Below are 22717 nucleotides of genomic sequence, written 5' to 3'. Positions count from 1 at the left end.
CTCACTCCTCGAGGTTGGGACGTAGCCAGCGCTCCAATTCCGGTTCGCTGACCCCTTTTCGTTTAGCCAGGCTTTGCAGCTGATCCCTGCCGATCTTGCCCACATTGAAGTACTTTGCCTGGGGGTGGGCGAAGTACCAACCGCTCACCGCAGCTGCGGGCATCATGGCAAAGTGCTCGGTAAGGCTGACGCCTGCATTTTGCTCCGCTTGTAGCAATTTGAACAGGGTAGCTTTTTCCGAATGATCGGGGCAGGCGGGATAGCCCGGGGCTGGGCGGATGCCCTGGTAGGCTTCCTTGATCAGCTCCTCATTGCTCAGAGTTTCGTCTTCGGCATAGCCCCAATATTCTTTTCGCACCAAACGGTGCAGTGTCTCAGCAAAGGACTCTGCCATACGGTCTGCCAGGGCCTTTACCATAATGGCGTTGTAATCGTCGTGCTTGGCTTCGTAGGTGTCTGCCAACTCGTCTGCGCCGATGCCAGTGGTTACTGCGAAGCCGCCCACATAGTCTATTTGGCCTGACTCCAGCGGCGCGACGAAATCTGCCAGGGAGCGGCACAGGCCATCGCCACCGCGTTTCTGTACCTGCTGGCGCATATGGTGAAGGCGAGCCAGCTCCTCACTGCGGCTTTCATCCTTGTAGACGATGATATCGTCGCCGACGCTATTGGCGGGCCATAGGCCGAATACGGCCCGTGCGCGCAATAGCTTTTTATCGATAATCTCTTTCAACATACGCTGGGCGTTGTCGTAGAGATCGGTAGCGGCTTCTCCCACAATTTCGTCTTCAAGGATTGCCGGGAATTTACCCGCCAAATCCCAGGAAATAAAGAAAGGCGTCCAGTCCATAGTGTCGAGCAGTTTCTCCAGAGGGAAATCGTCGATCACGGTAAGGCCCAGCTTGTTGGGGCGTGCTGGCTGGTAGTTTTTCCAATCAAATTCCGGGGCAGTATCCCGCGCTTCCTCGTAGGTTAAGCGGGTGTCATTGCGCTTGCGGTTGGCGGTGCGGGTGCGCACCTTTTCATACTCGGCCTGGATTTTTTCCACAAAGGCTGGGCGCAGCTCATTGGAAATCAGGCTGCTGGCCACGCCTACGGCGCGAGATGCATCGGCTACATACACCACCTGGTTGCGGTGGAATTGGGGATCAATTTTTACGGCGGTATGGGCTTTGGAGGTGGTGGCTCCGCCGATCAATAATGGGATATCAAATCCCTGGCGCTCCATCTCGGCGGCTACGTGAACCATTTCATCCAGGGATGGGGTGATCAGGCCGGACAGGCCGATAATGTCACACTCCTTTTCCTTTGCAGTTTGCAAAATGGTTTCCGCTGGCACCATCACGCCGAGGTCGATTACTTCATAGTTGTTGCAGGCCAGCACCACGCCCACAATATTTTTGCCAATATCGTGCACATCCCCTTTAACAGTGGCCATCAGGATACGGCCGTTGGAGCGGCTGTCTTCGGTTTTTTCCGCTTCAATATAGGGTTGCAGGTAGGCTACCGCCTGTTTCATAACCCGGGCGGATTTCACTACCTGGGGCAAGAACATTTTCCCTTCGCCAAACAGGTCGCCGACGATATTCATACCGTCCATCAGTGGACCTTCAATCACATCCAGTGGGCGTGAGGAACTTGCGCGGGCCTCTTCGGTATCTTCCTCGATATAGTTATTAATGCCTTTCACAAGGGAGTGTGCCAAGCGCTCCGTCACGGGCAATTGGCGCCAGCTCAGGTCCTCTTTGCGCACGGCTCCACTGCCATCCCCCTGGTATTTGGGGGCAATGTCCAACAGGGCTTCAGTGGCATCCGGGCTGCGGTTGAGGATCACATCCTCAACTTTTTCCCGCAGCTCCTCTGGGAGTTCGTCGTAAACCGCCAGCTGTCCGGCGTTCACGATACCCATATTCAGGCCGGCTTTAATAGCGTGAAACAGGAATACTGAATGAATGGCTTCACGTACCGGATTGTTGCCCCGGAAAGAGAAGGAAACATTGGAGACGCCGCCACTGATCTGGGCGCCGGGCAGGTTTGCGCGAATCCAGCGGCACGCCTCGATAAAGTCCACCGCGTAATTATTGTGTTCTTCAATACCGGTGGCGACAGCAAAAATATTCGGGTCGAAAATAATATCGGTGGGATCGAAGCCGACTTCATCGACCAGCACATCGTAGCTGCGCTTGCAGATCTCAATTTTGCGCTCGAAAGTATCCGCCTGGCCATCTTCATCAAAAGCCATCACCACCACAGCCGCACCGTAGCGCAGGCACAGTTGGGCCTTTTCGATAAACTCCTCTTTGCCTTCCTTGAGGCTGATGGAGTTCACAATGGGCTTGCCCTGGATGCATTGCAGGCCGGCCTCGATCACCTCCCACTTGGAGGAGTCCACCATAAATGGCACCTTGGCGATATCCGGTTCGGTAGCGGCAAGGTTGAGGAAGCGGCGCATAGCGGCGAGTGCATCCAGCATCGCCTCATCCATATTGAAGTCGATTACCTGCGCCCCATCCTCTACCTGGGCGGCAGCCACTTGCAGGGCGGTGTCGTAGTCCTCTTCAAGGATCAGGCGCTTAAATCGGGCGGAGCCAGTGACGTTGCAACGCTCGCCCACATTGACGAATAAGGCGTTTTCATCGGCGACAAATGGCTCCAGTCCGGACAGGCGCAGAGCAGGTTTTATTTCCGGCTGCTGTCGTGGGGGTATATCGGCCACTGCGTCGGCAATTGCACGAATATGATCGGGGGTGGTGCCACAACAGCCGCCGAGGATATTAATAAATCCGCTGCGGGCAAATTCCGCTACGATTGCGGCGGTCTGCTCAGGGGTTTCGTCGTATTCGCCAAACTCATTGGGCAATCCCGCGTTGGGGTGGGCGGAGACATTAGAGGTACAGGCGCCCGATAAGGCTTCCACATAAGGGCGCAATTCGGTGGCGCCCAGGGCACAGTTGAGCCCCACAGAAATTGGCTTTGCGTGGGCAACGGAATTGTAAAAAGCTTCAGTCGTTTGGCCGGAAAGGGTGCGGCCAGAGGCATCGGTAATGGTGCCGGAAATCATAATTGGCAATTCGAAACCCAGCTCCTCAAAGAGCTGCTGCATGGCATAGATAGCGGCCTTGGCATTGAGGGTGTCAAAAATGGTTTCGATTAAGATCAGGTCGCTGCCGCCTTCGACCAAAGCGCGGCCCGCTTCTACATAGTTTTCTACCAGTTCATCGAAAGTGACATTGCGTGCCCCTGGATCATTGACGTCTGGTGAAATACTGGCGGTGCGGGAAGTGGGGCCGATGACCCCGGCTACCCAGCGCGGGCGCTCTGGGGTAGAGAGTGCATCTGCTGCACGGCGCGCGATCTCTGCGGAGGCCCGGTTGATCTCTACTACCAAGTGTTCCATATCGTAATCAGATTGGGACAGCTGGGTCGCGTTAAAAGTATTGGTTTCGATAATGTCCGCGCCCGCCTCAAGGTACTCCCGATGAATCTTTTCGATTAGCTCCGGGCGGGTCAGGCTGAGCAGGTCGTTATTGCCTTTCAAGTCGCGTGGGAAGTCGGCGAAGCGCTCACCCCGGTAATCGGCCTCTTCCAGCTTCTCCCTCTGGATCATAGTCCCCATAGCGCCATCCAGGATCAGGATACGCTGCGCAAGCGCGGCATTAATTTGCTCGAGACGTTGGTCGCGGGACTGCTGGGACATTTACCAATCCTTATATTGTCGATCTTTTGCCGATGGTGGGAATGGCGCCAATCTTAGCACAGTCACGCCCACTCACTGGCTGCGACTTACGCCTTTTTGGTTGATCCACCACAATAACAGAGCAGTTTTGATTAAAGTTGAGCAATTTATAGATACTTCACAGCGCCTGATCACTATAAATCCCTAGACGACCGGTCTAGTTTTGCGTAGAGTGCTAGGCATGAAAAGCAGCTATGAAGATACTCGCCAACATTTGTTGGATACCGGTTATACCGTGATGGCCGTAAAAGGTTTCTCCGGTGTGGGTTTGAGTGAAATTCTCAAAACCGCCGGTGTGCCAAAGGGATCCTTTTATCACTACTTTAAGTCCAAGGAGCAATTTGGCGAGGCTCTGCTGGAAGATTATTTTCGCAGCTACCTGGAACAGATGGACGTTGGCTTTTCCTCCCAGGATCAATCTGCCGCCGATAATTTATTGGCCTATTTTGATGCTTGGCAGAAGAGTAGTGGGGAGCGTTACGATGCACACCGCTGCCTGGTGGTTAAGCTTAGCGCTGAGGTGGCAGACCTGTCTGAATCGATGCGGGTTATCCTCAGAGATGGGACTGAGCATATTATTCAGAAGCTCCAGAATTGTATCGAGCTGGCAGGGGAAGACGGTTCTCTGCCTAGCACCCTCAATGCCCGTGCCACCGCAGCTTCCTTGTACCAGCTGTGGCTGGGAGCCAGCCTGTTGGCCAAGTTAAACCGCAACGATACGCCAATGGCAGAGGCGATGCTGGCGACCCAGGAGATACTGGGGAAACACTGAGTTTTTTACTGAGCCCGCGAGGGGAAAACCGTTGCGGGTATTTTTATGGCGCCTTTCTAGACGACCGGTCTAATTTGGTGACTTTGACTTCCGTTTTACGAAGTTATGGAGAATAGAGAATGCAATCGAGCGATATAAACCGCCGCCTGGTATTGGCATCCCGCCCTGAAGGTGCCCCGACGACAGATAACTTCCGCCTGGAGCATGCCCCTGTGGTCAAGCCGGAGGTCGGCGAGGTGCTGTTGCGCACAGTATTCCTATCGCTCGATCCCTATATGAGGGGGCGAATGAGTGATGCGAAGTCCTACGCAGAGCCTGTTTCACTGGGAGAGACCATGGTTGGAGGGACGGTGAGCCGTGTGGTTGAGTCCCGATTGAATGGCTTCGAGGAGGGGGATTGGATACTCGGTTATAGCGGCTGGCAGGACTACGCCATTTCTGATGGTACCGGGTTGATTAATTTGGGTAAAAATCCGGATTACCCCTCCTTCTCCCTGGGAGTGCTGGGTATGCCGGGAATCACCGCCTACTTTGGCTTGCTGGAAATTGGGGAGCCAAAAGAAGGGGAGACTCTGGTAGTTGCAGCTGCTACCGGTCCTGTGGGGGCAACAGTTGGACAAATCGGCAAGTTGCAAGGGTGCCGGGTAATCGGTGTTGCTGGAGGTGAGGAAAAGTGTCGCTATGCGGTAGAGGAGTTGGGCTTCGACCTGTGCCTGGATCACCGCGCCGAAGATTTTGTCGATCAATTGGCTGCGGCTTGCCCTGACGGTATCGATATCTATTTTGAAAGTGTTGGTGGCAAGGTCTTTGATGCGGTGCAACCGCTATTAAATGATTTTGCGCGGATTCCTGTATGTGGGCTTATCTCTCAGTACAACGCAACCTCATTGCCGCAAGGCCCGGATCGCACCAGTTTGTTAATGCGGGATGTACTGACCAAACGCTTGAAAATCCAAGGCTTTATTATTTTCGATTACTACGAACGTTTTCATGAAGCGGTGCGTACATTAAGCCAGTGGGTTGCGGAAGGCAGTATTAAATATCTTGAGGATATGGTCGAAGGGTTGGAGGAAACACCCAATGCATTTATCGGGCTTCTGGAAGGAAAGAACTTCGGCAAGTTAGTTGTGCGCATAGGAAATGATGATTGAAGCAAAGCTGACAAAGTTTATAAGGACAGAAATATGAAAATACTGATGGTTCTGACTTCCCACGATGAACTGGGGAATACCGGTAAGAAAACGGGGTTTTGGCTGGAGGAGTTTGCCGCACCTTACTACATCTTCAAGGACGCCGGTGCTGAAGTGACCCTGGCCTCTCCAAAAGGCGGGCAGCCGCCTCTCGATCCCAAGAGTGATGAGCCAGATTTTCAGACGGAGGCGACTCATCGCTTTCAGGCTGACGCCGATGCTCAGCAGGTTCTGGCCAATACCCACAAATTGGCTGATATGAATGAGTCTGATTTTGATGCAGTCTTTTATCCCGGTGGCCATGGTCCCTTGTGGGACCTTGCGGAAGACCCGGTCTCAATTGCACTGATTGAGAACTTTTTTGCCGCAGACAAGCCGATCGGTGCTGTGTGCCATGCTCCGGGCATTTTCCGTCATACCCGCCGCCAGGATGGCGCTTACCTGGTGTCGGGAAAAGGTGTGACTGGATTTGCCAACTCGGAAGAGGCTGCGGTTGAACTGGTGGATGTCGTGCCTTTCCTGGTTGAGGATATGCTCAAGAGTAATGGTGGAAACTACTCCAAAAGTGGTGATTGGGCACCCTACGTAGTGGTAGACGGCAAACTGGTAACTGGTCAAAATCCGGCCTCTTCAGAGGAAACCGCCCAGACTCTTATGGGATTTATCCCCACCTAGGAGAGTGGTGAGGCCGGTCGGTCGAAAGGGTTCCAACTGACCGGTTTCCCTTGAGTCTTTCTGAGAGTAGAATACCCGACAAAGAAGCTTGGTTATTTGAGAGCCTATATGTCTGATTTGAATGTCACTATTACTGAACCCGCTCAGGAATACCTGAAAGAGCTGTTGGCCAAACAGGACTGTGAGGGAATTGCCATTCGCATGTTTGTTTCCAGTCCCGGCACGCCTAACGCCGAGACCTGTATCGCCTACTGCCGCCCGGGAGAGGAGGAAGAAGGTGATGTGATGTTGGAAATGAACGGTCTCAAAGCTTACTTCGAAGGGCGCAGCGTTCCCTATCTGGATGATGCTCGGGTCGATTACTCTTCGGACAAGATGGGCGGGCAGTTGACGATTCGCGCGCCCAACTCCCGTATGCCGAAAATTACTGACGACAGCCCTATCCAGGATCGTATTAACTATGTTTTGTACAACGAGGTTAATCCGGGCCTGGCAGCTCACGGTGGCCAGGTAAGCCTGGTAGAAGTGACCGAGGATATGTTTGCTGTGTTGAAGTTTGGTGGCGGCTGTCAGGGTTGTGGCATGGTTGATATGACCTTAAAGGAAGGCGTGGAAAAGACTCTCAAAGAGAAAATCCCCGAATTAGCAGGCGTGAAAGATATTACTGACCACACCGACAAGTCCCAGGCTTACTACTGAGTTCCTGAGACCATTCTGAGTCGGCCAAGTGGCTCAAAAGAAAAAGGCGAACCTTGTGTTCGCCTTTTTTATTGCAGTGAACCTCTCAGGTTAGATCCCGCGTAAGCCTCCCTACGAACTACTCCCACACTGTATATATTTGAAATATTCCTCGGTGCTTTTGAGGCGCTGGGGCAATGTAAAGTGCCGGTGCAGCGATCCAGTGATTGGTCATGCTAGTGATTGCTTGTGCGCCAACTCCAGGGAAGAACAATCTATGTTTGACCAAGTGGTGTTTGCCGGTGGCGGCGTGCGCTGTACCTGGCAGATCGGCTTTTGGGAGTCGGTTGCAAAGGAAATTGATCTGGCACCTCGGGTGGTCAGTGCAGTATCCGCTGGCTCCCTGGTTGCCAGCCTGGTTCTGATGGACAGGTCACTCGACGGGGTGGATTACTTCGTTTCGGCATTTAAGTCCAATGGGAAAAATATCCATTGGGGCAATATGTTTCGCAAGGACCCAGTATTCCCGCACTATACAATTTATCGGCGAGCATTAAGCGACTTATTTTCTGGAGGCTTTGATCAACTTAGGGAAGCCGCAGACCTACGTATAGGAGTCAGTACTTCGCCGAAATGGCTGCCTGGTCCAATCGCATTAATGATTGGAGCTGCGATTGATTACTCTGATACTTATATTTTCCCGAACCTTCACCCCACTACTGCACTTAAATTGGGCTTCCGCCAATCTTTTTATAAAGTTCGTCACTGTTCAGATCCGTCCCAGTTAGAGAAGCTGGTTATTACTTCATCCTGCACGCCACCTCTGACACCGCGTCTGAAGCAGGGCGGTGCAGAGGTATTGGATGGAGGGGTTGTAGATAGTGTGCCTATTGGTGGGCTGGATACTGGTGAAGGACGGGTGCTTATTTTGCTAACCCGACGTTTCCCGCAGCTGCCGGACCGTTTTACGGTACAAAAATTTAACCAGGAATGGACATATGTTCAGCCCTCTGGACATGTTCCACTTAATGTTTGGGATTTTGCCAGTCCGGAAGAGGTGAAAGATACTTTCCGTATGGGGATTGCAGATGGCCGTGCATTTTTAGCGGCACTGAGTGGCGAAGGGCGGTTAATTGAGAGTCCTCCCTGATGTGACTGGGGATATCTTGAATTACTGATTGGAAGGTTACGATCTTAAAGTTACTCATAGGTTTGCACTGAGTGTTGAGATAAAGACACCTTTAGTCTCAATGCCTAGTTGGTTTGAAAAGTGAAGCCTTTTTTATATCTATTTGTATCAAGGTGGTTGGCAGGTTCGCTGATTGTGATGCGTAATAGTTGGGAGAGAGCCATTAACTGTGATCTCGCTTTAACGCTTGGTGGCGATAGAGACAAAAACTCCTGCCTAAAATTAAAATCAAAAATACCCGTATCTATTTCGATAGCCTTTTTTAGAGGGTGTCGTCATGTTTGATCAAATGGTTTTTGGTGGCGGTGGAAGCCGTTGCACTTGGCAGCTTGGTTTTTTGTTATCCCTAAGTCGCGAATTACCGATCCGGCCGAAAGTTGTTTGTGCTGCATCCGGAGGCAGCATGGTAGCGGCACTCATGCTTACGGATCGCTGCCGTGAGGGTGTTAATTACTTTCACTCTGTTTGCAAAAAAAATGAAAGGAATTTCTACTGGAATAATTCATTCCGCAAAGAACCAATTTTTCCGCACTTTGAGATCTATCGCAAAGGGGTACATGAATTTTTTCACGATAGTCTTGAGTCTCTGCGTCAATCTGCCGACCTCAGAATTGCAGTGACTTATCCCCCGGAATGGTTGCCTGTGCCTCTCGCTCTAACGCTGGGGCTGGCAATTTTCTACTCTAACAAACACATCTTTCACGACTTGCATCCAAATACAGCGTTACATCTTGGGTTCCGCCAAATGTTTCACCCCGTGAGTAAATGCAAAGATGGGACAGATCTTGAGCAGCTTATTTTGAGTTCCTGCTGTGCCCCCCCCATATCCCCAAGGTTGTCGCTTGATGGTGCAGAGGTGCTGGATGGAGCTCTGGTAGGTAATGCTCCGGTCGCCGGCTTGGATGCTAGCAAAGGGCGGGTTCTGATTTTGGATACAGGGAGCTTTCCACACCTACCGAACAGTTTCAGTGTGCAAAGGGGGGATCAGGTGTGGACTTATGTTCAGCCTTCCAGTCCGTTGCCCATCGGGATGTGGAATTTTGCTGACCCCAGTGCGATGAGGCACACCTTGAAAATTGGGGTTGCAGACGGTTATGCCTTTCTTGATGCGCTTGTGTCCGGTAAGGAACGCCTGGTGGAAATTTGAGTATTCAGTGAGTTCAGGATCAAGACGATCAGTTGCACAATGCTTGTGATTCGATTAGCTTATGCAATTAGTTGCATATTGTTGTCGTCATCAATATGTCATCATGAAGGCTGAAACTAATTGGTCAAAAGTGTTGGCGGTAACGCAAAGAGCGGCCTGAAACTGCACTTGAGAGGATGTAAAACACAGAATGGACTCAGGAAGTTCCAGTCGGAAGGCTGCTGCAGGGAAGCGCGATCATGTTTGACCAAGTTGTTTTTGCCGGTGGTGGTGGGCGGTGTACCTGGCAGATTGGCTTTTGGGAGTCCATAGCCAACGAAATTAGTCTTTCTCCGAAGGTGGTTACTGCGGTTTCGGCAGGGGGCCTAATGTCGAGCCTGGTGCTGATGGGTAAGACGGAGGAGGCTCGAGAGCATTTCTGGACTGCGTTCGAGACTAATGAAAAAAATGCTTATTGGGGAAACCTTTTTGGTAAAGAACCTGTGTTCCCCCAATATGGAATCTACCGCAATGCGATGTTAGAGCTGTTTCGCGATGGACTGGAGACCCTTCAGCAGGGCGCAGAGTTGCGAATTGCGGTTGTTCACCCACCAAAAGGCCTATCTGGGGGTTTGGCTTTTGGAGTGGGGGCCATGGCCTACTATGCCGATAAGCATTTTTTACGCAGCCTTCACCCCAAGATCGCCCAGCGCTTAGGTTTTAAGCAGCAATTTTATCGAGCCCGGGATTGTTCCAGTATTGAGGAGTTGGTGGACCTGATTTTGTGCTCCTCCTGTACGCCGCCATTCACCCCAAGACTTAAGTTGCGGGGGCGAACAGCACTCGATGGTGGGGTGGTAGATAACATCCCTGTGGCAGGGCTGGATAATGGAAAGGGAAGGGTGCTGGTGTTGTTGACCCGTCGTTACGATCAGTTCCCGGACATATTTACACAGCGCAAAGGCGATCAGGATTGGACTTATGTCCAGCCCTCGAAACCGCCATTCATCAGTGTTTGGGATTACACAAATCCTGAGCTAGCCCAAAAAACTTACGAGTTGGGGTGTGCTGATGGGAGAGAATTTTTACAAAAACAAGTGAGTGAAGAGGAAGTCTCCAATGAACAATTCCAATAATAAAATAGCGGAATCTATTGCCCTATGGCACGAGATGGTCGCTGCGCGGGATCTGAGTCGCTTACCAGCGATCGTTGCAGAAGATGCTGTTTTCCGTTCACCGGCATTTTTTAAGCCCTACCACAGCTCCGCTGCTGTGTGTCTGATTCTCAATACAGTGATGCAGGTTTTTGAGAGCTTTGAATACGACCGTGAATTTACTACCGAATCGGGACACGATCTGGCTCTTGAATTCGCAGCCTCCATCGGTGATAAGAGCCTGAAGGGATTGGATATTATCCGCTTTAATGATGAAGGCAAGATTATTGAGTTTGAGGTGATGATACGCCCGCTCAACGCCCTGCAAAAATTGGCAGAGGAAATGTCCGGGCGGCTTTCCCAGTATGTGACTCAATATAAGGAAACTCAGCAGGCCTGATGCCTGCTAAGTTAAAGCGTTGGGGCCTTGTGATTACTCATCGTCGGAATCGAAGTATTCAAATGCATCGATTCCATCCATATAGGCCCCATCGAATCCTGCATCAACGATCATATAAATATAAGAATCATCGTTGCCGAAGATAATTTTTTGCCAGCCCTCCTGCCAGTACTTCACGTAGTAATTACCTGGCTCGTCGGATATTTCCCCCAATAGCCATTCGGGAGGGGTGTTGTACCAATAGGATTTCCAGTAATAGCGATCGTCTTGTGCCTCGCCGACATTGACATAGGCCAGCACTAGGCGGCGCCCACCATTTTCTTTTACCCTGAGCTGCTCAATTTGTTCTTCTGTGTAAGGTTCACCGTCAAAGAAAAAGTCGATTATCAATATGTCGTAATCGGTTTCACTCAGTTTATCGATGAAATCTTGAGGCGTAGAGTAGTTGCTGGTATTGGTGATATTGATAAAGTTTTTGGCTTCCTCAAGGTCATCAATGTCCAGAGAGTTAACATTGAAGGGCTCATCGGGATATAGCGGTACATCGTTCAGGAGTTCGCTATCTGCGGCAAAAGAAATATACCCAGCTTCTTCGTTATTCTCATATGACTCTTGAATATCCCGCTCAATATTGGTGAAGTCCGTGATTAGGATTGTATTCCCTTCATCTTTCGCCAAATCAAGGTATGTTTGCAGGCGCTTGGTTTCTGACTCGCTGGTGGGCTCGTTGACAACACCATTTGCGCCAAAGAAGAGGGCCTCCTGTGCAATGCCGTCTGTGGCATCAAGGTAGGCTTCATCGACGGGGCCAGTGGTAGTGGTTGTCGTAGTAATCAACTCAACCCCATTCTGGGGTACGATGAGAAAGTGACGGTTGATGCCCTTGGCGTAGGCGCTGATATCTTCTACCAGGTAACGCATTTCCTTATCGTACTTGATAGTTGACTGATTCAAATCATCGGGAAGATCATCGAGGCTACAGCCAAATATCAGTAATGGGCTGAGAGCGGCTAAGAGTATTCGGCGCAAAATACATCTCCATTGCTACGAGTTAGAGTTTGTTCTGGTTTTGGGGCGTCGCTGCGGGCCAAAATAATTCAGACTATCTCTATTGGCGCGAGTTCCTATCCCTTGCGGCAGCTTATGCTATCCGGTTGTTGCTGAATGTTAACTTAACCGCCGCCCAGAAAGTAATTTTGCTGCCTCAGGGGCAGTGAATCTAAAAAAAGAACTACCGTCCCATGTCCATTCTCTTCTTCGTTTTAGTAGTAGCCTCAGCCGTCAGGGGATCATCGGGCCAGTAGTGTTTCTGGTATTTGATACGCAACTCCTTCTTTACCTCTTGGTAAGTATTGGCCCAGAAATTCACCAGGTCACGGGTAATTTGAACGGGGCGCCGTGCCGGAGATAGCAAATGAATCATCAATGGATAGCGGTTTTTTAGAATTGCTGGAGTTTGTGCCAATCCAAATAGCTCCTGCAGGCGCACAGCCAAAACAGGTGGGGTTTCTCCGTAGTCGATTCTTATCCGGGAGCCACTGGGAACCAGGTAGTGACTGGGGGCCAAGTCATCGAGTTTTTGTTGCAAGTCCCACTCAAGCTGTCCGCGCAAGATGCTTTGCAAGTCAAGCTGCCCTAGCTGCTCAAGTTTGCTGAACCCCTGCAAATGAGGCAGCAGCCAATCCTCCATGGTCTCCAATAGAGCCTCATCACTCCAGTTTGGTACTCGAGTGTCGCCGAGCAAATCCCCGCACTCTTCATTTTGGCGTAAAAATTCCACTCGAAAACGTAACTGGTTAGCTTCTGTGTTCCAGGGGAGGGAGGAGAGGCCTTTCTTTCGTACGGCTTCTAATAATGCGTGACTGAGGGTCTCCGGTGGAATATCTGCTGCAGGCCGCTGGTGTAAAACCAGCGCCCCCAATTGCGTTTGCTGTAGGGCGACAGCGCGGCCGGTAGTCTCGTCCCAGCGAACTGAAATTTCTTCTTTGATCTGGGCGGCGAAATGCGACTTCAACGCGGGCAGAGAAATCTCTGCTGCCAGCTGGATACTTGCATCTCGGCCCTGGCCATCCAGTTCGGCAATGACCAGGTATTCGCTTAAAGCTAGTGCGTCATCATGGGAGAAATGTGCGCCTCGGCCACTGGAGAGTAGAAACCGGCGGCCGGTATCACTGCGCGATTTCGCAACACGGTCTGGGTAGGCGAGTCCAAGCAGGGCACCAGTTTCATCGGAGTGATCGATACTCTGTGGTGCAGGACTTGAACTTGACTCAAATTTTTTTAATTGAGAGAGCCAGGTTTTAGACTGCTGGCGTATTCTGTGAGCAGTACCGCGATCTACCCGCCGATCGTTGCCTTGGGACTGCAGAGCCTGAATCCGTTTGCTAATGTCCCGATCCCATCGTGCTTCGCCACGGAAAATATCCCGTTCAGATAGTAGCGCTGCCAGCAGGCAGGCCTGTTCCTGCAATCCCCAGCCGATACTGGCAACTAACATATGTGCGAGGCGAGGGTGGGCGCCAAAGGCCAGCATGGTATTCCCGTGAGGGGTAATACGCAGTTTGTCATCCAGTGCCCCCAGTTGCTGCAAGAGCTGTTGGGCCTGGGCCATAGGTCCTGGGGGTGGTGTGTCGAGCCAGTTGAGCTCGCTGACATCGGTAACCCCCCATTTAGCTAATTCAAGTGCCAGGGGAGCCAGATCACTGCGAGTGATTTCCGCTGTATTTTTGGCGCTCAATGACCGCTGTCGGCCCTCACTCCAGAGTCGCAGACAATAGCCGGCGCTGAGACGCCCGGCGCGCCCTGTGCGCTGGGTAGCTGAGGCCTGGGAAATCGAGCTTGTCACCAAACGATTCATGCCACAGTTGGGATTAAAGCGCGATTCACGCATTAATCCTGAGTCGATAACTATTCGGATGCCCTCAATCGTCAGGCTGGTCTCGGCCACATTTGTAGCCAGTACGATTTTTCTCGTGCCTGGTGCCGTTGGTGCTATCGCCTGATCCTGCTGCTCACGGCTCAGATCCCCAAAAAGCGGTGCAATAATAATGCGGCCCTTTTCGGTTTCCTCAGATAGTCGCTCCTCCAATAAGCTCTCAACCTGTTTGATTTCGGCGACACCAGGAAGGAAGGCGAGAACACTACCTTCTTGTTTGCCTAAGGATGAGACAACTTTACTTGCCATCAAAGCCGGGATTTGTCGTTTGTCCTCGGGCTCTTCTCGTTGGTTTAAGTATTCAATATCGACGGGATAGCTGCGTCCTTCACTGGATATGATGGGTGCGTTATTTAGTAGTGAGGAGATGCCGCTGGTATCCAGGGTGGCAGACATCACCAGAATCTTGAGGTCCTCGCGAAGATATTCCTGGGACTGAAGACATAAGGCGAGGGAGAGGTCGGCTTGCAGACTGCGCTCATGAAATTCATCGAATATGACCAGAGCGCTGGATGCCAATTCAGGGTCAGCCTGTAAGAGGCGTGTGAGAATTCCCTCGGTTACAACCAGGATGCGAGTCTTCTTGCTTGACTTTCGCTCGCCCCGGACCTGAAATCCAACGGTATCACCAACTTTCTCACCCAGCTGGTTAGCCATGCGCGCCGCTGCCGTTCTAGCGGCCAAACGTCGCGGCTCCAGCATAATAATATTCTTTCCGCTCAACCAAGGCTCATCTATTAATGCCAGTGGTACGGCGGTCGTTTTACCCGCTCCAGGGGGCGCCTGGAGCACGACATTACTATGCCCTCTCAAGGCCTGAAGCAGTTCGGGGAGGATACTTTGAATAGGTAACTCAGACATAGGCGCGATTATAGTGATTTCGCAACATCGGTGATACCAGCACTGTCCAGTAAGCTGGCTAGCTGCTGGCTGAACTATATTCTCCCGTAACTAGATGGTTGCTTCCCAGGAGAAAGGAGAGTGTGATGAGTGTGAATGTCCGGCGAGTTGTTACAGGGCACGACCCAGAGGGGAAGCCAGTAGTGCTCATAGATGATCAGGGTTTGCATACCAGTAGTTGGCGGCCTCATATGGTTCAGCAGCAGTTATGGACTACCCAGGACTTGCCCGTAGAGCTTTGTGAAGATGGTAGAGACAACGGCGGGAGAAAATTTGATGGAACTACGATTCCGGGAGGCTCGGTTTTTAAGGTCGTAGAATTTGGGCCGGGAGTTACGCCACGATCTCACCAAACTGACAGCATTGATTATGCGGTGGTGATGTCTGGGAATATCGAGATGGAAATGGGAGATGAGGTTGTTGTGAAGCTGTCTGCGGGAGATGCACTTGTTCAGCGGGGGACAGTTCATAATTGGGTCAATCGAGGTGAAGAACCTTGCGTGATAGCTTTTGTGCTAATTAGCTCTACGGGCAATACGGCATTTGGTTAGTTGTTTTTAATAATGGTTACTTCGCAAGTACTTTCGACTTCAACCCTATCAAAACTCAGGACTAATGAAGGTTATTAACTTCTTTTTTACGTTCACTTTTCCTGGTAGGGGCTGGGGGGCGTTAAAGTGAAAATCAGTTGCGTAGCTAATATTCCAGTCCGGCATTCGATAGATTGTGTAGTGGCAGCGGAGCATGATTGATGCGTATCGGTATAGTCTACGACCTTCGTGATGATTATCTCGGGATGGGGTTTAGTGAAGAGGACGTCGCTGAACTTGATTACCTGGAGACGATAGATGCGATTCACGATGCGCTTACCTGCGCAGGCCACTATATCGAACGGGTCGGCAATATTTACAGGTTGGCGCAGCAACTGGTTGAAGGTAACACCTGGGATCTAGTGTTCAATGTTGCTGAGGGGATGTATGGAACGGGGCGCGAAGCACAGGTTCCCGCTTTGTTGGACGCCTGGAAGATACCGTACACATTTTCTGATCCATTTGCCAACACAGTGACTCTTAATAAGGAGATGACCAAACGCATATTGCGGGATATGGGTATACCAACGGCACAGTTTGCAGTTGTTCGAAGCGTTACAGATGTCAATCGAGTGGAGCTTGAATACCCTTTGATGACAAAGCCGCTCAGGGAGGGAACCAGTAAGGGGGTATCGCCTGAGTCCAAAGTTATCGACAAGACAGCTTTGAAAAACCGCTGTGAATACCTTTTGAGTCGATTTAATCAGCCAGTACTGGTTGAAACATTCCTACCTGGCCGAGAGTTTACTGTGGGCTTTTTGGGGACGGGTGCAACTGCCGAGTGCATTGGCGTGATGGAAAAGTTATTGGGCGATGAACCTGTGTATTACAAGTATGATGGAGCTTTCCCCGGCCGGCTGGTTGACGATGATCAGGCGCTAAAGGTTCGAGCAATTGCCCAGAAGACTTGGGAAGTACTTGAGTGTCGTGATGGCGGTCGAGTTGATATTCGCTATGATGCACAGGGAGCCCCCATGGTTATGGAGGTCAATGTCCTACCCGGTTTGCGGCCTGAAGTTTCTGAGCTGCCCGTGATGTGTGAATTGGCGGGTATTCAGTATGGAGCCATGATCAACCGCATTGTGGAATCAGCTATAAGCAGTCATTTATAGTTATCCTGGATCCTGTAAAACTCTACGATATATTGTGGTGCATACTACCGTTGCCAAACACTTGGTGTTTTGGATATCTCAGGAACATCCAAAAGGCATCAGCGCAGTAAATTTATGACTTATGATTGCCTTCTCTGGTAGTTAGCACTTTGTTACTCCAGATATATACCCGTTTGCCCTCTGAAATTTCGAATGTGCCATTCGCCTTCGATATCGCCTTGTTTTACATACTCGTAGGGCATGACCGGGTTTTTGCCCAGCTCGGTAGTAAGTACATATTGAGGGACCGCAAAACCCGTGATGTGCCCCTGCAATGATTCATAAATCGCCTGTCCTTCCTTCAGGCTTGTCATAAAGTGAGAGACACCGACCACATTATCGCAGTGATAGAGGTAATAGGGCCTAACTCGTATTTTTACCAGAGCGAGCATCAATTGGCGCATAACATCCGGTGAGTTATTCACGCCTTTTAAAAGCACTGTTTGATTTCCTACCGGAATGCCTGCTCTCAACAAGTGGTCGCATGCAGCGGCGGCTTCTTCAGTGACTTCTTTGGGGTGATTAAAGTGTGTGTTCAGCCACACCGGATGAAATGATGCGAGCATTTCGCACAATTCGTCGGTGATACGTTGGGGGGCCAGTACGGGAAAGCGTGAGCCAATACGAATAATTTCCACATGATTTATTGCCCTCAGCTTCTCCAATAGTCTGGCCAAGCGGTCGTTGGAATACATTAGTGGGTCGCCGCCGGTGAGTAATACATCGCGAATCTGTGGATGTGATTCTATGTAAGCAATATCCTCATCCCAGCTGGTTGCTTCGCCTTGTTCGAAATAACTTTCCGGGCCCACCGTTGTGGTGTGAAATTTCCTTGTGCAATGACGGCAATAAACGGGGCAAACAGACGTTACCAGAAAGATGACGCGATCCGGGTACTTATGTACGACGCGGTTGGTTTTACGAAAGTACTGATCACCTACAGGGTCAACGTCTGCACTGTCGGGTACGATGGTTTCCTCTAGTGAGGGAACTGCCTGCAATCTAATTGGACAATTAGGGTCGTCAGGGTCCATTAAAGAGGCGTAGTAGGGTGTAATACTCCACCGATAAATTCCCCTGAGCTGTTCGATAGCGTCGGATTCAGAAGTAGAAACATTGATCCATCGCTTCAGGCCATCTAATGTACTGATGCGATTGCGCATCTGCCAACGCCAATCAGACCAGGCGTCGTCAGAGTTTCCCGTTACGGAACGGACTATAATATTGCGCATAAGTATTGCCGCTTTGTTGTGCATTCATTTGTTGCTGATGGTCTGCCTCGATATCCGAGATTGTCTGTAAGGGGCTTGAACATGGATTGCCTGTGAAGCAATCATTATGTGTAATGAAATCTGTGGAAGGATTTGATGTTCGTAATGCCTCAAATCTCTGTAGGACTTTCTGCGATATTTTGAGCAGCCAACTTCTGAGCAACCAATTCCAGTGCATTTTGAGCCCATACTACTTAGTTTCTTAAATACCCTTGTGAAGTAGGGGGGCGTATTTTATCTACCGCCTTTCTAATAAAAATAGAAGATACGATTTTCAGCTGGTAGGTGCTAAGAATACTGCTCTGTCGATAGCTTAGTAGAAAAGTGTTTTGCGCTCTAAACGCTAAATCGAGAAATTTGTAATTATCGTGATTGTATGCCTGTAGTAACACAGGTCTAAAAAGGGGTACGTCATTGGCGATATAGGGTGTAACCACAAAAATTATACCAAGTATCGGTTTCACGATATTTCAATCCTATATCCCAAATATCGTTTAGTTGTTGCTCGATGCAACTTGCCTGCTACGTGAGGTAGATGTTATTTGGTCCGCACTCCTCTGTTTAATAAATATTTGCACACATTGAGTATTTTTCAACAAGTCAGTAATCGCAGGTAAGGGGCCAATATGAGTGTAAAATTAGTCACGATTGTTTCTGGAGGAGTATAAGAAACAGCTGTAATACTACAATTAGATCTATTGGTATCGATAGGCTAGGTAGTTGTCGGGGCTGAAATCTAGCTCTTCTTTTATTGCTGATTTGTCAATGGGAAGACATGAGTTATCTTGGGTAGCCAGAGGGCTGACTGTTGACTGTAAAGTCCAGCATTGTATTTCGTACAGCCGCATAGTAAATAGCAGAATCCCCGCTATTTTCCAATAGCGCTATTCGTCATAAATTTGATAGTATCTAGCTGATCAAGTGATTTGACTACAATAAATTCTAATGGAGTAGAACTTGACCTATTTGTTTTTATTTTTTGCGATCATTACCGAAGTTACAGCTACCCTACTACTTAAGGCCTCCAACGGTTGGGAAAAGTGGTGGCTGGGAATGGCCTCTATCTTTTTTTATTCTCTGGCGAGTCTATTTCTTGCGTTTGTACTAAAAAATATGAATGTGGGAATGACTTATGCCATCTGGTCTGGCGTCGGTATTGCTCTTGTTTGTGCAGCTTCTGTGGTTATTTGGCAGCAAAAGTTTGACGTATACGCTGTGAGTGGAGTTGCTTTGATATTTATGGGTACGGCTCTAATTACTATAAAATCCACTGTGTTTGAGCAGTAGCTTTTTCCTACAGCTTTTATAGGGCGGCTTTACTCAGAGAAAGGCCGGTGAATTTGGTTTTACGGTGTAAGTGCATCGATGAGCTGCTGGCCTCCTCCAGAGAATAGGTTTGGGGCATTCTTTGAAGGGTCTCTCTTGTCATTTAGGTAAATCTGAATTACCGCAATAATATATACGGCGTTGCAAATTAGGCAATTTTTGCGGTTCAACAGGGTGGGCTTGGCCTATTATTATAGATGACTGTAAACCCTTATATGATATCTCTTAAAAGGGAAGGTATGGCTGTGGTTGAGTTGTGTGTTAAGGAAGTGTTATATGAAGCAGAGCACACACGAAAGTTATGAGACTGCAGCTGATTTACAGTTGGCCTTGATTCGGATTTATATCGGTCTCAATTTTACCCATCATTTTGCTGAGAAGTTTGGTCTGCTGGGCGCAGACGCTTACAATTTTGTTGTTCATTATTTTGAGGGGATTGGATACTCATCCTTTATGGTGATTATCTCTGGTATTTGTTCTTTCTCTGCATTTGTTGGATTTACTTTCGGTTTGTTTACGCGAATTGCCGCTGTTGGAACTGCTCTCTATTTGATAATTGCGTTATTTGAAGGGCGGCATTATCTCGCGGGTTTTTCATGGGCAAGCCATGTCAGTGGTATAGATATTAGTGGAAATATACAAACCGTTTATGGGGGGTGGGAATACCCTCTTTTTTGGGCTTTCATTTGTTTGTCCTTTGTGTTAACCGGCGGCAGAAGGTGGTCTGTAGATCAATACTTGAGGAAGACAAATTCTTCGGTGTTACACTTTCTAAGTAGGTGAACTGGATTGTCTGAAACTAGGGATAACCTATGGCTAATTAGTGATTTATTGATGAAGCAATTTTTAGCTTTTGCTGATGAGGTGAGATACTCGTAGTGCAAGAAGAAATCGTTCTCCAAGACTTTTATCATCTTTGGTATGATAAAAGAGGAAGGTCAAGAACCACTGTAGGACATTTTTCAGATTTTGAATTGATTCAATACTCCAATCCTGTGCCCGAATATCACTATCGTGATTTGCCTAAAGTTATTCGAAGTGAGTTTGCAATTTTGCCTCCTGGGTGGAAAAGCGATTTTCACTCTACTCCGAACCCTCAGTGGGTTATTACATTATTTGGCTGTTGGCGTACGACAACTCGGGACGGTGTTGAGGTGACATATAGGCCTGGAGATGTTCATTTTGGGGGAGATACGCCTGTTAATGGTATAGCTATTGACCAGCAGGGGCATTGTACGATTAATCCCTCCAAAACAGATCCCGCGAAATTACTTATATTATCTGTCGACTCTTTGCTTCCTGCTCCTGAAGAGTAAGTATCTAATGGTTTGCCTGATAGACTTCGGATCATATTTCCTGTAGCTATTGAAAGCTATTTTTGATTAAAAAATCGCATATTTTAAACATTTACTTTGGTTGTTGGGTGGAATACGATTTTTCTCGAGATAATTCTATTTGTTAACTTAGGCTTTGAAAGCTGGGGAGGGTTTATGCCTGCAAAGGAGTTTTTCAGTAATGTAAAAAGCGCGTTAAAGGATTATTTTGGTAATAAGGCAACAGCACTTTGGCATACCTTTGATGATTCTGAAGTGGCGGTGGCAGGGAACTATCAGTGTATAGATCTTGATGGTCGTGCTTGGTTGTGGACTCCTCGTGGAATGACAACGAACCGGTTAATAGTAACTGCTCACGGGTATCGCAGAACTACATCCAGTTTCAAAATAGAGCACAATGTTAACCTGCATTTTTACTCGCGTGATAAATTCAGTGTGAATGATCCTGGACTTGGGAGGTTTTATGATCGGGGGGCCAATTCTGTTGAAGATTTAGGTTTAAATGATACTTGTTTTAACTACATCCTGACGAAGTATACCAGTAGCGCTACTAATAGACACAATACTAACAATGAAACTTATACTTCGATTAATGCGATTATGTCTCACAATGATAGTGATAGTCGAAGACGCAGAATTCAGAATGCTAATAATATCGGAATGGTTGCCAAGGCAAATAGCATTCAGTCCTTTCAGCCGCCCAGTATTCTAACCATAAGAAATAGACAGTTTATGGCAGCGGTAAACCTGAAGTGGGTTTTGGATACCTTGGCGAAAAAGGGGCATCACTTTAATGACATTGATTGTCTCTTCTGTAGAAATACTCTTTGGACTGGCACAGTAGCTGTGATGTCGGGTCTGTCTGGAGGGGATAAATATAGTGATGATGTTGCTATAAATTAGTAGTACTAGAAGGGTTTGATTTATAGTGTCGATATGGCCTTTTTTTGTGCGGCAAGAGCATTTATTGATCTACTTGGTACTTTGAAATATCTCGTTGATATTTCCTTCTGTGTATGTTGATTGCATAAAAATTACTAGTAGGGAGAATATGACCTTACTAAACTGTTCAATTTGATTAGATTTGTAAGTGAGAAGGGATCGGATCGTCAGTGTCCCGCGGGTTAGCTAGTGCGGCTTCAATGGCAGCCTGTATCCCAAGGGCGGCAGTTTCTTTTGACATGCTGGGATTGCCGATATTTTCGGGTAGTGCGGCAATCTGGGGTAGTTGAGGAAGGTGTATCCAGCCGGCGGGGATATTTAGTTGATTAGTCGCGATATAGTGAAGCGCGCCATACATCATATGGTTGCAACAAAAAGTACCCGCAGTATCAGAAATATCGGCAGGAACACCAATATTGCGCATTGCCATAACCATTGCGCGGATAGGGAGTGTGCTGTGATAAGCGACAGGACCATTTTGTATAGTCGGCTCACCCTGCATTTCAACTCCCCGGTTATCTTTCAGGTTATATCTGGTGGAGTCATTATAATTTTGTGCAATTCTCTCAGCTGTAATGATTGCACGGCCACTGTACTCTCCTAACATCACCACTAATTGCGGTTCTATTTCTTCAATAGCATCCGTGACAACTTCAATGCTTTCAAAGAAGTTGTTGGGTATCAAAAGACCATGAATATCACCATTGGCTATTTGTGTTCCGTCCAGCATACGCATAACTGACTCGGCTGGATTTATCGGTGTGTTACCAAAGGGCTCAAAGCCAGTCAATAAAACTTTTTCCATAGAGATGTTATCGTAAATAGATACAGAAAGATTGATATATTGTTAGTTGTCAAAGGTAGCGTTGCGCAGGCTACCTTTGACTGGTTCGTGGTCGGCTATTCAACTAAACCTAATTGCTCCAGGAAAGTGTATTTATCCCAGTCCACCCAGCTTTCCACCATTTTTCCATCTTTATATCTATCGGTATGTACGCCAGTCCAACTGCTGGTTTTTCCTGTTGCGTCATACTGTAGGAATTTTCCCGTATGGGTGGCGGTAATCCTCCAGCGGGTACAAACATAATCACCCTCGGCAACTTGTACCAGAATTTCTAATTTTGTGTTGGAGAATCCCTGGTGAAATTCAGCGACTAAATCCAGGCAGTCTTTTATCGATAAAACCGACGTGGAACCGCCAGCATAGGGCATTTGGTGATTTTTATAATCCGGTGATAAATAATCTGTCGCTTTGTCGGGGAAGTTGTCCCCCCACAATTCCAGTATCGCTTTTGATGTCTCTTTGTGATTGTTCGCCATTTTTGTCCCACTGTCAGTTAGGTCGGAA

General features: G+C 48.7%; 20 protein-coding genes. 14 read left to right on the top strand and 6 right to left on the bottom strand.

All coding sequences use genetic code 11. The features are described from left to right. Position 1: 1 nt before the first annotated feature. The gene (gene metH, locus ACJJIN_RS07740) at positions 2 to 3697 is read right to left on the bottom strand and encodes a methionine synthase (protein ID WP_444897570.1); all 3696 of its coding nucleotides are present in this window, start codon (positions 3695 to 3697) and stop codon (positions 2 to 4) included. Between the two features lie 220 nt (positions 3698 to 3917). On the opposite strand from metH, the gene ACJJIN_RS07735 reads away from it, so the two are divergent. The 8 genes from ACJJIN_RS07735 (at position 3918) to ACJJIN_RS07700 (ending at position 10920) form a co-directional block, all read left to right on the top strand. Continuing rightward, complete coding sequence (locus ACJJIN_RS07735) at positions 3918 to 4508, top strand: TetR/AcrR family transcriptional regulator (protein WP_444897569.1); 591 nt, start codon at positions 3918 to 3920, stop codon at positions 4506 to 4508. A gap of 119 nt (positions 4509 to 4627) precedes the next feature. Next, the gene (gene curA / locus ACJJIN_RS07730; RefSeq protein WP_444897568.1) at positions 4628 to 5659 is read left to right on the top strand and encodes an NADPH-dependent curcumin/dihydrocurcumin reductase; all 1032 of its coding nucleotides are present in this window, start codon (positions 4628 to 4630) and stop codon (positions 5657 to 5659) included. A 33-nt stretch (positions 5660 to 5692) separates the two neighbouring features. Continuing rightward, on the top strand, positions 5693 to 6373 hold the full coding sequence (locus ACJJIN_RS07725) for a type 1 glutamine amidotransferase domain-containing protein (protein ID WP_444897567.1): 681 nt from the start codon (positions 5693 to 5695) through the stop codon (positions 6371 to 6373). Between the two features lie 108 nt (positions 6374 to 6481). Then, on the top strand, positions 6482 to 7072 hold the full coding sequence (gene nfuA, locus ACJJIN_RS07720) for a Fe-S biogenesis protein NfuA (protein WP_282933143.1): 591 nt from the start codon (positions 6482 to 6484) through the stop codon (positions 7070 to 7072). 256 nt (positions 7073 to 7328) lie between these two features. After that, the gene (locus ACJJIN_RS07715; RefSeq protein ID WP_444897566.1) at positions 7329 to 8201 is read left to right on the top strand and encodes a patatin-like phospholipase family protein; all 873 of its coding nucleotides are present in this window, start codon (positions 7329 to 7331) and stop codon (positions 8199 to 8201) included. A gap of 316 nt (positions 8202 to 8517) precedes the next feature. Further along, positions 8518 to 9387: a patatin-like phospholipase family protein gene (locus ACJJIN_RS07710; RefSeq protein ID WP_444897565.1), complete on the top strand. Its 870-nt coding sequence runs from the start codon at positions 8518 to 8520 to the stop codon at positions 9385 to 9387. Between the two features lie 239 nt (positions 9388 to 9626). Next, positions 9627 to 10502 carry a patatin-like phospholipase family protein gene (locus tag ACJJIN_RS07705; protein WP_444897564.1) on the top strand — a complete coding sequence of 292 codons (876 nt, stop codon included), beginning with the start codon at positions 9627 to 9629 and terminating at the stop codon, positions 10500 to 10502. Next, positions 10486 to 10920: a nuclear transport factor 2 family protein gene (locus tag ACJJIN_RS07700; RefSeq protein WP_413665513.1), complete on the top strand. Its 435-nt coding sequence runs from the start codon at positions 10486 to 10488 to the stop codon at positions 10918 to 10920. Before ACJJIN_RS07705 ends, ACJJIN_RS07700 begins: the two co-directional genes overlap by 17 nt. Positions 10921 to 10953: 33 nt before the next feature. On the opposite strand, the gene ACJJIN_RS07695 is transcribed toward ACJJIN_RS07700, so the two are convergent. Together ACJJIN_RS07695 and hrpB are read right to left on the bottom strand one after the other, a co-directional pair. Further along, positions 10954 to 11949: an endo alpha-1,4 polygalactosaminidase gene (locus tag ACJJIN_RS07695; protein ID WP_444897563.1), complete on the bottom strand. Its 996-nt coding sequence runs from the start codon at positions 11947 to 11949 to the stop codon at positions 10954 to 10956. Between the two features lie 202 nt (positions 11950 to 12151). Beyond that, a complete protein-coding gene (gene hrpB, locus ACJJIN_RS07690; RefSeq protein WP_444897562.1) occupies positions 12152 to 14716 on the bottom strand; it encodes an ATP-dependent helicase HrpB in 2565 nt (854 codons plus the stop codon). A 125-nt stretch (positions 14717 to 14841) separates the two neighbouring features. Between hrpB and ACJJIN_RS07685 the strand changes: the two genes are divergently transcribed. Both ACJJIN_RS07685 and ACJJIN_RS07680 read left to right on the top strand, forming a co-directional pair. Next, positions 14842 to 15306 (top strand): cupin domain-containing protein, encoded by a 465-nt coding sequence (locus ACJJIN_RS07685; RefSeq protein WP_444897561.1) that lies wholly within the window; start codon positions 14842 to 14844, stop codon positions 15304 to 15306. 200 nt (positions 15307 to 15506) lie between these two features. Next, a complete protein-coding gene (locus ACJJIN_RS07680) occupies positions 15507 to 16457 on the top strand; it encodes a D-alanine--D-alanine ligase family protein (RefSeq protein ID WP_444897560.1) in 951 nt (316 codons plus the stop codon). 152 nt (positions 16458 to 16609) lie between these two features. Here the strand turns inward: ACJJIN_RS07680 and ACJJIN_RS07675 are convergent, their stop codons facing one another. Beyond that, a complete protein-coding gene (locus ACJJIN_RS07675; RefSeq protein WP_444897559.1) occupies positions 16610 to 17728 on the bottom strand; it encodes a KamA family radical SAM protein in 1119 nt (372 codons plus the stop codon). A gap of 996 nt (positions 17729 to 18724) precedes the next feature. On the opposite strand from ACJJIN_RS07675, the gene ACJJIN_RS07670 reads away from it, so the two are divergent. The 4 genes from ACJJIN_RS07670 to ACJJIN_RS07655 all read left to right on the top strand — a co-directional run bounded on the left by ACJJIN_RS07670 (position 18725) and on the right by ACJJIN_RS07655 (position 21330). Continuing rightward, on the top strand, positions 18725 to 19054 hold the full coding sequence (locus tag ACJJIN_RS07670; RefSeq protein WP_413665519.1) for a DMT family transporter: 330 nt from the start codon (positions 18725 to 18727) through the stop codon (positions 19052 to 19054). Between the two features lie 315 nt (positions 19055 to 19369). Beyond that, positions 19370 to 19876 (top strand): DoxX family protein, encoded by a 507-nt coding sequence (locus tag ACJJIN_RS07665; RefSeq protein ID WP_444897558.1) that lies wholly within the window; start codon positions 19370 to 19372, stop codon positions 19874 to 19876. Between the two features lie 95 nt (positions 19877 to 19971). Next, entirely contained in the window at positions 19972 to 20409 is a 438-nt protein-coding gene (locus ACJJIN_RS07660) for a cupin domain-containing protein (protein WP_444897557.1), read from the top strand. A 174-nt stretch (positions 20410 to 20583) separates the two neighbouring features. Next, positions 20584 to 21330: a putative adhesin gene (locus ACJJIN_RS07655; protein WP_413665522.1), complete on the top strand. Its 747-nt coding sequence runs from the start codon at positions 20584 to 20586 to the stop codon at positions 21328 to 21330. A 175-nt stretch (positions 21331 to 21505) separates the two neighbouring features. On the opposite strand, the gene pcp is transcribed toward ACJJIN_RS07655, so the two are convergent. Both pcp and ACJJIN_RS07645 read right to left on the bottom strand, forming a co-directional pair. Beyond that, positions 21506 to 22174, bottom strand: coding sequence for a pyroglutamyl-peptidase I (pcp, locus tag ACJJIN_RS07650; protein WP_413665523.1), 669 nt, complete (start codon positions 22172 to 22174; stop codon positions 21506 to 21508). A 95-nt stretch (positions 22175 to 22269) separates the two neighbouring features. Then, positions 22270 to 22689, bottom strand: coding sequence for an ester cyclase (locus tag ACJJIN_RS07645; RefSeq protein ID WP_282933128.1), 420 nt, complete (start codon positions 22687 to 22689; stop codon positions 22270 to 22272). Positions 22690 to 22717 lie beyond the last annotated feature (28 nt).

This window comes from Microbulbifer maximicatervae (SeqCode), assembly GCF_052467505.1.
This window is presented reverse-complemented; position numbering and strand designations above follow the sequence as displayed.

Bases quoted from the DNA above. Each gene is read 5' to 3' on its own strand.
- ACJJIN_RS07725 (WP_444897567.1), top strand. From the start codon at position 5,693: ATGAAAATACTGATGGTTCTGACTTCCCACGATGAACTGGGGAATACC.
- ACJJIN_RS07680 (WP_444897560.1), top strand. From the start codon at position 15,507: ATGCGTATCGGTATAGTCTACGACCTTCGTGATGATTATCTCGGGATG.
- metH (WP_444897570.1), bottom strand. From the start codon at position 3,697: ATGTCCCAGCAGTCCCGCGACCAACGTCTCGAGCAAATTAATGCCGCG.
- ACJJIN_RS07715 (WP_444897566.1), top strand. From the start codon at position 7,329: ATGTTTGACCAAGTGGTGTTTGCCGGTGGCGGCGTGCGCTGTACCTGG.
- ACJJIN_RS07665 (WP_444897558.1), top strand. From the start codon at position 19,370: ATGAAGCAGAGCACACACGAAAGTTATGAGACTGCAGCTGATTTACAG.
- ACJJIN_RS07710 (WP_444897565.1), top strand. From the start codon at position 8,518: ATGTTTGATCAAATGGTTTTTGGTGGCGGTGGAAGCCGTTGCACTTGG.
- ACJJIN_RS07655 (WP_413665522.1), top strand. From the start codon at position 20,584: ATGCCTGCAAAGGAGTTTTTCAGTAATGTAAAAAGCGCGTTAAAGGAT.
- ACJJIN_RS07700 (WP_413665513.1), top strand. From the start codon at position 10,486: ATGAACAATTCCAATAATAAAATAGCGGAATCTATTGCCCTATGGCAC.
- curA (WP_444897568.1), top strand. From the start codon at position 4,628: ATGCAATCGAGCGATATAAACCGCCGCCTGGTATTGGCATCCCGCCCT.
- pcp (WP_413665523.1), bottom strand. From the start codon at position 22,174: ATGGAAAAAGTTTTATTGACTGGCTTTGAGCCCTTTGGTAACACACCG.
- ACJJIN_RS07705 (WP_444897564.1), top strand. From the start codon at position 9,627: ATGTTTGACCAAGTTGTTTTTGCCGGTGGTGGTGGGCGGTGTACCTGG.
- ACJJIN_RS07645 (WP_282933128.1), bottom strand. From the start codon at position 22,689: ATGGCGAACAATCACAAAGAGACATCAAAAGCGATACTGGAATTGTGG.
- hrpB (WP_444897562.1), bottom strand. From the start codon at position 14,716: ATGTCTGAGTTACCTATTCAAAGTATCCTCCCCGAACTGCTTCAGGCC.
- ACJJIN_RS07735 (WP_444897569.1), top strand. From the start codon at position 3,918: ATGAAAAGCAGCTATGAAGATACTCGCCAACATTTGTTGGATACCGGT.
- nfuA (WP_282933143.1), top strand. From the start codon at position 6,482: ATGTCTGATTTGAATGTCACTATTACTGAACCCGCTCAGGAATACCTG.
- ACJJIN_RS07685 (WP_444897561.1), top strand. From the start codon at position 14,842: ATGAGTGTGAATGTCCGGCGAGTTGTTACAGGGCACGACCCAGAGGGG.
- ACJJIN_RS07675 (WP_444897559.1), bottom strand. From the start codon at position 17,728: ATGCGCAATATTATAGTCCGTTCCGTAACGGGAAACTCTGACGACGCC.